This is a genomic window from Citrobacter sp. Cc139, assembly GCF_030334645.1.
Lineage (GTDB): Bacteria > Pseudomonadota > Gammaproteobacteria > Enterobacterales > Enterobacteriaceae > Citrobacter > Citrobacter werkmanii.
In genome coordinates, this window is record NZ_JAOWDM010000095.1 from 200,210 (window position 1) to 211,571 (window position 11,362).

At 54.9% G+C, this 11,362-nt stretch carries 5 protein-coding genes and 1 tRNA gene; 4 read left to right on the forward strand and 2 right to left on the reverse strand.

Annotated features, from left to right (window positions below):
• Nucleotides 1-91 precede the first annotated feature (91 nt).
• Genes ptrA through recD form a run of 3 tightly spaced genes read left to right on the forward strand, consistent with a single transcriptional unit; the run spans nucleotide 92 to nucleotide 8,344 of the window.
• Complete coding sequence (gene ptrA, locus OGV69_RS24270; RefSeq protein ID WP_038633297.1) at nucleotides 92-2,980, forward strand: pitrilysin; 2,889 nt, start codon at nucleotides 92-94, stop codon at nucleotides 2,978-2,980.
• Nucleotides 2,973-6,518, forward strand: a complete 3,546-nt coding sequence (recB, locus tag OGV69_RS24275) for an exodeoxyribonuclease V subunit beta (RefSeq protein ID WP_069324525.1) — start codon at nucleotides 2,973-2,975, stop codon at nucleotides 6,516-6,518. Before ptrA ends, recB begins: the two co-directional genes overlap by 8 nt.
• A complete protein-coding gene (gene recD, locus OGV69_RS24280) occupies nucleotides 6,515-8,344 on the forward strand; it encodes an exodeoxyribonuclease V subunit alpha (RefSeq protein WP_069324526.1) in 1,830 nt (609 codons plus the stop codon). The genes recB and recD overlap by 4 nt, the downstream gene beginning before the upstream one ends.
• A 44-nt stretch (nucleotides 8,345-8,388) precedes the next feature.
• Here the strand turns inward: recD and argA are convergent, their stop codons facing one another.
• The gene (gene argA / locus OGV69_RS24285) at nucleotides 8,389-9,720 is read right to left on the reverse strand and encodes an amino-acid N-acetyltransferase (protein ID WP_038633289.1); all 1,332 of its coding nucleotides are present in this window, start codon (nucleotides 9,718-9,720) and stop codon (nucleotides 8,389-8,391) included.
• Nucleotides 9,721-9,954: 234 nt separating this feature from the next.
• On the opposite strand from argA, the gene amiC reads away from it, so the two are divergent.
• Nucleotides 9,955-11,208 carry an N-acetylmuramoyl-L-alanine amidase AmiC gene (amiC, locus tag OGV69_RS24290; RefSeq protein WP_042310761.1) on the forward strand — a complete coding sequence of 418 codons (1,254 nt, stop codon included), beginning with the start codon at nucleotides 9,955-9,957 and terminating at the stop codon, nucleotides 11,206-11,208.
• A gap of 75 nt (nucleotides 11,209-11,283) precedes the next feature.
• Here amiC and OGV69_RS24295 read toward each other — a convergent pair.
• A tRNA-Met gene (locus OGV69_RS24295) sits at nucleotides 11,284-11,360 on the reverse strand.
• Nucleotides 11,361-11,362 lie beyond the last annotated feature (2 nt).

An 11,362-nucleotide genomic window follows, 5' to 3' on the forward strand; every position in this document is an offset into this window, starting at 1 on the left:
TTGTTCAGCACGAAGTCTTGCCCTGTTCAGGCCACGTATTGATACGTGGTTTGCAGTGAACAGGTGAATACGTTAATGATGAGGTTTGTGAATGCCCCGCAGCACCTGGTTCAGCGCATTACTGTTGTTCGTCGCCCTTTGGGTTCCCGTAAGTCAGGCAGATACCGGTTGGCAGCCTTTAGCTGAAACCATCCGTAAAAGCGATAAAGATACCCGCCAGTATCAGGCCGTGCGCCTTGATAACGGCATGGTCGTGTTGCTGGTATCCGATCCGCAGGCCGTGAAATCCCTTTCTGCACTGGTGGTGCCTGTTGGCTCGCTGGAAGATCCGGACGATCATCAGGGGCTGGCGCATTATCTCGAACACATGTGTCTGATGGGCTCGAAAAAATACCCGCAGCCCGACAGCCTGGCTGAATTCCTGAAAATGCATGGCGGCAGCCACAACGCCAGCACAGCGCCTTACCGTACGGCTTTTTATCTTGAAGTCGAAAACGACGCGCTGGTGGGGGCAGTGGATCGACTGGCGGACGCGATCGCCGATCCGTTGCTGGATAAAAAATATGCCGATCGCGAGCGTAACGCGGTGAACTCCGAGCTGACGCTGGCGCGTACCCGGGATGGGATGCGTATGGCGCAGGTCAGCGCTGAGACGATCAACCCGGCGCACCCTGGCTCGCGTTTCTCTGGCGGGAATCTGGAGACATTAAGCGATAAACCGGGTAACCCGGTGGTGCTGGCATTACAAAAATTTCATGAAAAGTACTACTCCGCGAACCTGATGAAGGCGGTGATTTATAGTAATAAACCACTGCCAGAGTTGGCGCGGATAGCCGCTGATACTTTCGGCCGCGTACCGAACAGAAATATCGAAAAACCGGAAATCACCGTACCGGTTGTCACCGACGCACAGAAAGGCATCATCATCCACTATGTGCCGGCAATGCCGCGCAAAGTCCTGCGCGTCGAGTTTCGTATCGATAACAACAGCGCAAAGTTCCGCAGTAAAACTGATGAACTGATAACCTACCTGATTGGCAATCGTAGTCCTGGTACGCTGTCCGACTGGCTGCAAAAACAGGGGCTGGTGGAGGGCATTCGCGCCGATTCCGATCCGGTGGTTAATGGCAACAGCGGGGTATTAGCCATTTCTGCGACGTTAACCGACAAAGGGTTGGCGAACCGCGATGAAGTTGTTGCGGCCATCTTTAGCTATCTCAATCTGTTACGTGAGAAAGGCGTCGATAAACGCTACTTTAACGAACTGGCGCACGTGCTGGATCTCGATTTCCGTTATCCTTCAATCACTCGTGATATGGACTACGTGGAATGGCTGGCTGATACCATGATCCGCGTTCCCGTCGAGCATACGTTGGATGCCGTGAATATTGCCGACCAATATGATGCGCAAGCCATTGCGCAACGTCTGGCAATGATGACGCCGCAGAATGCGCGTATCTGGTATATCAGCGCGAAAGAACCGCATAATAAAACCGCTTATTTTGTCGATGCGCCTTATCAGGTGGACAAAATCAGCGACAAAACCTTTGCTGACTGGCAGCAAAAAGCACAGGGCATTGCGCTGTCTTTGCCAGAGCTGAACCCCTACATTCCGGATGATTTCACGCTGATCAAAGCGGATAAAAAATACGCTCACCCGGAACTGATCGTCGATGAGCCGGATTTGCGCGTGGTGTATGCGCCGAGCCAGTATTTTGCCAGCGAGCCGAAGGCTGATGTCAGCGTGATCCTGCGTAACCCGAAAGCGATGGACAGCGCGCGCAACCAGGTATTATTCGCCCTGAACGATTACCTGGCGGGAATCGCGCTCGATCAGTTAAGCAACCAGGCATCGGTGGGTGGAATAGGTTTTTCGACCAACGCTAACAATGGTCTGATGCTTAACGCTAACGGTTACACTCAACGTCTGCCGCAGCTTTTTCAGGCGTTATTGAGCGGTTATTTCAGCTACACCTCAACGGATGAACAACTGGCACAGGCGAAATCCTGGTACGCCCAGATGATGGACTCTGCGGAAAAAGGTAAAGCCTACGATCAGGCGATTATGCCGGTGCAAATGCTGTCTCAGGTGCCCTATTTCTCACGCGATGAACGTCGCGCGCTATTGCCATCCATTACGTTGCAAGAGGTGATGTCCTACCGCGATGCGTTAAAAGCGGGGGCGCGGCCTGAGTTCCTGGTGGTGGGTAATATGAGCAAAGCTCAGGCTACAACCATGGCGCAGGATATTCAGAAACAGCTTGGCGCGAAGGGTTCGCAGTGGTGCCGGAACAAAGAAGTGGTCGTGGACAAGAAGCAGTCCGTCATCTTTGAGAAAGCGGGCAGCAGCACGGATTCTGCGCTGGCGGCGGTATTTGTGCCAACTGGCTATGACGAATACAGCAGTTCAGCCTACAGCGCCATGTTAGGGCAAATTGTTCAGCCGTGGTTCTACAATCAACTGCGTACTGAAGAGCAGTTAGGCTATGCCGTATTTGCTTTCCCGATGAGCGTTGGGCGTCAGTGGGGGATGGGGTTCCTGTTACAAAGCAGTGATAAGCAACCGTCTTACCTCTGGGAGCGTTATAAAGCATTTTTCCCGACGGCGGAAGCGAAGCTGCGGGCAATGAAACCTGAAGAGTTTGCACAAATTCAGCAGGCGATCATTGCGCAAATGCTACAGGCGCCGCAAACGCTGGGGGAAGAAGCCTCACAGTTAAGCAAAGATTTTGATCGCGGCAATATGCGCTTCGATTCACGTGATAAAATAGTGGCTCAGATTAAACTGCTGACGCCGCAAAAACTTGCCGACTTCTTCCATCAGGCGGTGGTTGAGCCGCAAGGCATGGCGATACTGTCACAGGTTTCCGGCAGTCAGAACGGGAAAGCAGAATACGTGCGCCCGGAAGGCTGGAAAGTGTGGCAGACCGTCAGCGCGTTGCAGCAAACCTTACCCCTGATGAGTGACAAGAATGAATGATGCCGCTGAGTCCCTTGATCCACTGCGCTTGCCCCTGACGGGCGAGCGCTTGATTGAAGCCTCTGCGGGCACCGGTAAAACTTTTACTATCGCCGCCCTGTATTTACGTTTACTGCTTGGACTGGGCGGCTCTGCCGCCTTTCCACGTCCTCTGACCGTTGAAGAACTGTTAGTGGTCACCTTTACCGAGGCGGCCACAGAGGAACTGCGTGGCCGAATTCGTAGCAACATTCATGAGCTGCGCATTGCCTGCCTGCGCGAAACCACCGACAACCCGCTATATGCCCGTTTGTTAGACGAAATAGCCGATAAAAAACAGGCTGCCCAGTGGCTGCTATTGGCTGAAAGACAGATGGATGAAGCGGCGGTGTTTACCATTCATGGTTTTTGTCAGCGCATGCTGACCCTCAACGCCTTTGAGTCAGGCATGCTGTTTGAACAGCAACTGATTGAAGACGAATCACTGCTGCGTTATCAGGCGTGCGCGGACTTCTGGCGGCGGCATTGCTATCCGTTGTCCCGCGACATTGCGCAGGTCATTTTTGAAACGTGGAAAGGTCCTCAGGCGCTATTGAGGGATATCGATCGCTATCTGCAGGGCGAAGCGCCGGTGATCAAGGCTCCCCCGTCCGATGACGAAACGCTGGCCTCCCGACACGAACAAATTCTCGCCCGCATTAACCGGATTAAGCAGCAATGGCGCGGCTCTGTTGATGAGCTGGACGGGCTGCTGGAAGCCTCCGGGATCGATCGACGTAAATTCAATCGCGGTAACCAGAGCAAGTGGATCGAAAAGATCAGCGCATGGGCACAGGAAGAAACCCAGAGTTACCAGCTTCCTGACGCGCTGGAGAAATTCTCACAGCGTTTTCTGCAAGAGCGCACCAAAGCGGGGGGCGTAACGCCTCAGCACCCGCTTTTCGTCGCCATTGATGAACTACTTAGCGAACCGTTAACTCTCCGCGATCTGGTGATCACCCGGGCGCTGGCGGAAATCCGCACCGCGGTTGCTGAGGAGAAGCGTCGACGCGGCGAGCTTGGCTTTGACGATATGCTCAGCCGTCTGGATGCGGCGTTGCGCAGTGACAGCGGCGATGCGCTGGCGGCGGCTATCCGTACCCGTTTCCCGGTCGCGATGATCGATGAATTTCAGGATACCGATCCGCAGCAGTACCGCATATTCCGCCGGATCTGGCAGCATCAGCCGGAGACCGCGCTGTTGTTGATTGGCGATCCCAAACAGGCTATTTATGCGTTTCGCGGCGCGGATATTTTCACCTATATGAAGGCGCGCAGCGAAGTCAGCGCACACTATACGCTCGATACCAACTGGCGTTCTGCCCCCGGCATGGTCAATAGCGTGAATACGCTTTTCAGCCAGATGGACGACGCCTTTATGTTCCGCGAAATCCCCTTTAGCCCGGTAAAATTTGCAGAGAAAAACCAGTCGCTGCGGTTTGTTTTACACGGTGAAACGCAGCCCGCAATGAGTATGTGGCTGATGGAAGGGGAAAGTTGTGGCGTAGGCGACTACCAGAACTACATGGCGCAGGTGTGCGCGACGCAAATTCGCGACTGGCTGAAGGCCGGACACTCTGGTGATGCGCAACTGGTCAGCGGTAAAGCATCCAGGCCGGTACGCGCCTCAGACATCAGCGTACTGGTTCGTAGCCGCCAGGAGGCGGCGCTGGTCCGCGATGCCCTGACGCAACTGGCGATTCCCTCCGTCTACCTTTCCAACCGTGACAGCGTATTTGAAACGCTGGAAGCGCAGGAATTGCTGTGGATGCTGCAAGCGGTGATGACGCCGGAACGTGAAAACACACTGCGTAGCGCGCTGGCGACCTCAATGATGGGGCTGAATGCGCAGGATATTGAAGCATTAAATAACGATGAGAATGCCTGGGATGCGGTAGTTGAAGAATTCGACGGCTATCGTCAAATCTGGCATAAACGCGGCGTCATGCCGATGCTGCGTGCGCTGATGACAAACCGCCAGATTGCGGAAAACCTGCTGGCGACGGCAGGGGGCGAACGCCGTCTGACCGATATTTTACATATCAGCGAACTGCTCCAGGAGGCGGGATCGCAACTGGAAAGCGAGCATGCGCTGGTGCGCTGGTTGTCCCAGCATATTCTTGAACCGGACAGCAATGCGTCCAGCCAGCAGCTCAGACTGGAAAGCGACAAGCACCTGGTACAAATCGTGACTATTCATAAATCGAAAGGGCTGGAATACCCGCTGGTCTGGCTGCCGTTTATCACGAATTTCCGCGTCCAGGATCAGGCGTTCTACCACGATCGCAGCTCCTTTGAAGCGGTACTGGACCTCAGTGACGCCAGGGAGAGCGTTGAGCTGGCAGAGGCTGAACGCCTGGCGGAAGACCTGCGCTTGCTCTACGTTGCGCTAACCCGTTCGGTATGGCACTGCAGCCTCGGCGTTGCGCCGTTGGTACGTCGTCGGGGCGATAAAAAAGGGGATACCGATGTGCATCAGAGCGCCCTTGGTCGTCTGTTGCAAAAAGGTGAGCCAATGGATGCCGTGGGACTGCGTGGCGCGATTGACGCGCTGGGTTGCGACGATATTGCCTGCCTGACGCCAGGTCAACCTGACGGTGAGCGCTGGCAGGTTGCGCAGCCGGTCAGCGCCACATTGAGTGCGAGAACACTGCAACGCACCCCCGGCGATGGCTGGCGCGTGACCAGTTATTCCGGCCTGCAACAGCGCGGACATGGAATCGCGCAGGATCTGATCCCGCGCCTGGATGTTGATGCCACAGGCGTTGGCGAGGTCATTGCGGAGTCAGGACTCACCCCGCATCAATTTCCGCGCGGCGCCTCGCCGGGCACGTTTTTGCATAGCCTGTTTGAGGACCTTGATTTTACCCAACCGGTAGATCCGCGTTGGGTCGAGGAAAAACTGGCCTTGGGCGGTTATGACGCGCATTGGACGCCGGTTTTGACCGCATGGCTGGACGCCATTTTGCAGGCGCCTCTTAACGAGACGGGCGTCAGTTTGAGCCAACTTTCCGCCCGTGAAAAACAGGTGGAGATGGAGTTTTATCTGCCGATTTCGCAGCCGCTGATGGCCAGCCGACTTGATGCGTTGATCCGTAAATACGATCCGCTTTCAGCGGGCTGCTCTGCGTTGGATTTTATGCAGGTACGCGGCATGCTAAAAGGGTTTATTGACCTGGTGTTTCGTCATCAGGGGCGTTATTACCTGCTTGATTACAAATCTAACTGGCTGGGTGAAGACAGCGCAGCCTACACGCAGCAGGCGATGGCCTCAGCCATGCAGGCGCATCGCTACGACCTGCAATATCAACTTTATACCCTGGCGTTGCATCGCTACTTACGCCATCGCATTGCTGATTATGACTATGAACGCCATTTTGGCGGCGTTATCTATCTTTTCCTGCGCGGCGTTGATGGCGAGGATCCGCAGCAGGGAATTTACGCCACCCGACCAGACGGAGAATTGATCGCTTTGATGGATGAGATGTTTGCTGGTGCGGAGCTGGAGGAGATGTCATGACAATCCAGAAACGATTACTGGAAGCCGTTGAACAAAAACAGCTCCGGCCTCTGGATGCCCAGTTTGCGCTGGCAGTGGCCGGAAATGGTAATCCTGCGGTTGCGCTGGCTGCGGCATTGCTCAGCCGCGAAGCGGGAGAAGGGCACGTCTGCTTACCACTTTCGCGATTATCCTTACGCGAAGATGCTCATCCTTTGTTAAGCGCCTGGCTTGCTGAGATGGGCGAGCCTGAAGACTGGGCGGAATGTTTGCTGGCCTCCGGGGCAGTAAGCCGTGGCGAGCAACCGACCCCGCTGGTGCTGTACGGCGATCGCCTGTATCTGAACCGCATGTGGCATAACGAACGCGCGGTGGCGCGTTTTTTCAGTGAAGTTAACCATGCCATTGAGGTGGATGAACAACGGCTGACTGACACGCTGGAGGCGCTGTTTCCATCATCGGAAGGCGTTAACTGGCAAAAGGTGGCCGCTGCTGTGGCGCTGACCCGCCGTATATCAGTGATCTCCGGCGGGCCGGGCACCGGAAAAACGACAACGGTCGCGAGACTTTTGGCGGCGTTGATCCAGATGGCGGACGGTGAGCGCTGCCGTATTCGTCTGGCGGCGCCAACGGGAAAAGCGGCTGCGCGTCTGACCGCCTCGCTGGGAGCGGCGTTGCGAGAACTGCCGCTTACCGATGAGCAAAAGAAACGCATTCCCGATGATGCCAGTACGCTGCATCGGTTATTAGGCGCTCAGCCCGGCAGCCAGCGCTTGCGTCATCACGCGGGGAATCCGCTGCATGTGGATGTGCTGGTGGTGGATGAAGCTTCAATGATTGATTTGCCGATGATGTCGCGCCTTATCGATGCCCTACCGCCGCACGGGCGGGTGATTTTTCTCGGCGATCGTGACCAGCTCGCCTCCGTCGAGGCGGGGGCGGTGCTCGGGGATATCTGTGCTTTTGTCAGCGAAGGATTTACCCCGGAACGTGCCCGGCAGCTTAGTCGCCTGACCGGTAGCGCTATTCCGGCGGGAACGGGTACTCAGGCGGCGGCGTTGCGTGACAGCTTGTGTCTGCTGCAAAAAAGCTATCGTTTCGGCAGTGATTCTGGGATCGGTCAATTGGCTGCTGCGATTAATCGCGGTGACAAAGCTGCGGTAAAAACGGTTTTCCAGCAGGGATTCAGCGATATCGAAAAACGCACGTTACGCAGCAGTGAAGATTACGCCGCGATGCTGGATGAGGCGCTGGCAGGTTATGGGCACTACCTGGATTTACTGCATGAGGGCGCCGCGCCGGATGCCATCATTCAGGCCTTCAATGAGTATCAGCTGCTATGCGCTTTGCGGGAAGGGCCGTTTGGCGTAGGCGGTTTGAATGAGCGCATTGAGCAGGTGATGGCGCAAAAACGTAAAATTCACCGTTCGACGCACAGTCGTTGGTATGAGGGAAGACCGGTGATGATTTCGCGCAATGACAGTTCGCTGGGGTTATTTAACGGTGATATTGGCATTGCCCTCGATCGCGGACAAGGGCTGAGGGTGTGGTTTGCGCTGCCGGACGGTTCGATTAAGTCGGTGCAACCCAGCCGCTTGCCTGAGCATGAAACCACCTGGGCGATGACGGTACATAAATCGCAGGGCTCTGAGTTTGACCATGCGGCGCTGATTTTACCCAGCCAGCATTCCCCCGTGGTTACCCGCGAGCTGGTCTATACCGCCGTAACCCGCGCGCGCCGCCGTCTGTCGCTGTATGCCGATGAACGAATATTGGGCGGGGCAATTGTCATGCGTACCGAACGCCGCAGCGGGCTATCAGCATTATTTAATGACGGCATGATGTAGCTGTAGGCCGGATGAGGCTGTTATGCCGCATCCGGCAACCACGCCTAGGCCAAATCAGCCATCAGCACTTTTGATCGCCGCTGATAGTTGTACATCTCTTTCTTGCTTTCCGGCAGCAGGTCGATATCCACCGGCGTGAAGCCGCGCTCCTGGAACCAGTGGATGCTGCGGGTGGTCAGTACGAACAGCTTACTCAGCCCCATTTGCCGGGCCTGCGCGGCGATCCGCTCCAGCAATACTTCCCCACGTGACGAACTACGGTAATCCGGGTGTACCGCCACGCAGGCCATTTCGCCAATCCTCTCTTCCGGGAAAGGATACAGAGCGGCACAGGCGATAGTCAGGTTATCTCGCTGAATAATGGTGAATTTGTCGATCTCCATTTCCAGTTGTTCGCGGGAGCGGCGGACCAGAATGCCTTGTTGTTCCAGCGGACGGATCAGCTCCAGAATGCCGCCGATATCGTTAATGGTGGCGCGGCGAATTTGCTCCGCGCTTTCCATCACGATTTGCGTACCGATGCCATCGCGGGAGAACAGTTCCTGCAGCAACGCGCCATCTTCCTGATAGCTGATCAGGTGGCAGCGGCGTACGCCACTGCGACAGGCTTTCACCGCACCACGCAGGAAGCGCACCGTACCTGAGCTGTAGTCACCTTTCTCTTCCTGTGACTCGACGCGCGCCTGGGCTTCGTTAGGGAACAATTCGGAAATAATATCGCCATCATCGTTGGTGACCCCTTGGGAGGAGCAAAAGCCAATCATTTTCTCCGCCTTCAGTTTGATAGCCAACTGCGTGGCGACCTCTTCTGACGTCAGATTAAAGCTCTCACCGGTAACGGAAACGGCGACTGGCCCCATCAGGACTATCGCGCCACTGTCCAGTTGACGGTGAATGGCCTCTTCATCAATACGACGAATACGCCCGCTATGGCAGTAGTCCACGCCGTCATCAACGCCCAGCGGCTGGGAGATAATAAAATTACCGCTGACCACATTGATATGCGCACCCTGCAATGGCGTATTATTCAGGCTCATCGACAGGCGGGCGGTAATATCAAGCTGGAGCAACCCAGCAGCCTGTTTGACCAGCTCCAGGGTTTTAGCGTCGGTGACGCGCGTATTCTTGTGGTACACCGGCTCATAATGATGCGCCGCAAGATTGGCATCAATCTGCGGTCGTGCGCCATAGACCACGACAAGGCGGATGCCGAGGCTATGAAGAAGCCCAATGTCATTGACGATACTGGAAAAGTTTTCATGCTCGATGGCTTCGCCGCCCAGCATAATGACAAACGTTTTTCCCCGATGGGTATTGATATAGGGAACAGAATGGCGGAATCCCTGTACCAGTTCGGTTCTACGCTCCTTCACCACGGCACACCCTCATTGCATGATTATTCGTAATTTGTGTATTTTTATTCTGTTTTGGTGCTGTGCGCAAGCGTAATTTTTACTCATGCCGAAGATTTTTTTCAGTAATGCCGTGAATATAAAAAGAATGTTTACCCTTTTATAGATGACAGATTATGCGTCATTCGTTAAAGTTTCCGGTCAATTCGGACGTTTTACGTATTACTTCAATAAAGATTTCTTTTGCTCGGGAGAAGCATGTCGGGATCCAATTCAGCAATCAGTCGCCGTCGTTTACTGCAAGGTGCGGGTGCTATGTGGCTTTTGAGCGTCAGTCAGGTTGGTCTGGCTGCCGTGAGTCAGGTCGTTGCCGTTCGTATCTGGCCTGCATCCAGTTATACCCGCGTCACGGTGGAATCCAACCGTTTGCTGAAATACAAACAGTTTGCCCTGAGTAATCCTGAGCGTGTGGTTGTCGATATTGAAGGCGTTAATTTGAACTCGGTGCTTAAGGGCATCGGCGCGCAGATTCGTCCTGACGATCCCTATATTAAGTCGGCGAGAGTCGGGCAATTTGACCCGCAGACCGTGCGGATGGTGTTCGAGCTGAAACAGAATGTGAAGCCGCAACTCTTTGCCCTGGCCCCCGTCGCCGGTTTTAAAGAGCGTCTGGTCATGGATCTTTATCCTGCCAATGCGCAGGATGTTCAGGATCCGCTGCTGGCGTTGCTTGAAGATTACAACAAGGGCGATCTGGATAAACAGGTGCCGCCTGCGCAAAGTGGTCCGCAGCCGGGTAAAGCGGGGCGCGATCGTCCGATTGTCATTATGCTGGATCCCGGGCACGGTGGAGAAGACTCCGGTGCGGTGGGGAAATATAAGACGCGTGAAAAAGATGTGGTACTGCAAATTGCCCGTCGCCTGCGAGCCCTTATTGAAAAAGAGGGCAACATGAAGGTCTTTATGACGCGTAATGAAGATATATTCATTCCGCTAAAAGTGCGTGTGGCGAAAGCGCAGAAACAGCGTGCAGACCTGTTTGTCTCTATTCACGCCGATGCCTTTACCAGCCGGCAACCCAGCGGCTCATCGGTGTTTGCGCTCTCCACTAAAGGGGCGACCAGTACCGCGGCAAAATATCTGGCCCAAACCCAGAACGCCTCGGATCTCATCGGTGGCGTTAGCAAAAGCGGTGACCGTTATGTCGACCACACCATGTTCGATATGGTGCAATCGCTGACCATCGCCGACAGCCTGAAGTTTGGCAAAGCGGTGCTGAATAAGCTTGGTAAAATCAACAACCTGCATAAGAATCAGGTTGAGCAAGCCGGGTTCGCGGTGCTGAAAGCGCCGGATATTCCCTCCATCCTCGTGGAAACGGCATTTATCAGTAACGTCGAAGAAGAGCGTAAGCTGAAGACGGCGACCTTCCAGCAGGAAGTGGCGGAGTCGATTCTGGCAGGGATTAAAGCCTACTTTGCCGATGGTGCGACGCTGGCGAGAAGGGGATAACAAAAAAGCGCTGAAAAGCGCTTTTTTTTACGAACGACAGATACAAAAAAACACCCGTTAAGGTGCTTAATGTGTTGGTTGCGGGGGCCGGATTTGAACCGACGACCTTCGGGTTATGAGCCCGACGAGCTACCAGGCTGCTCCACCCCGCGTC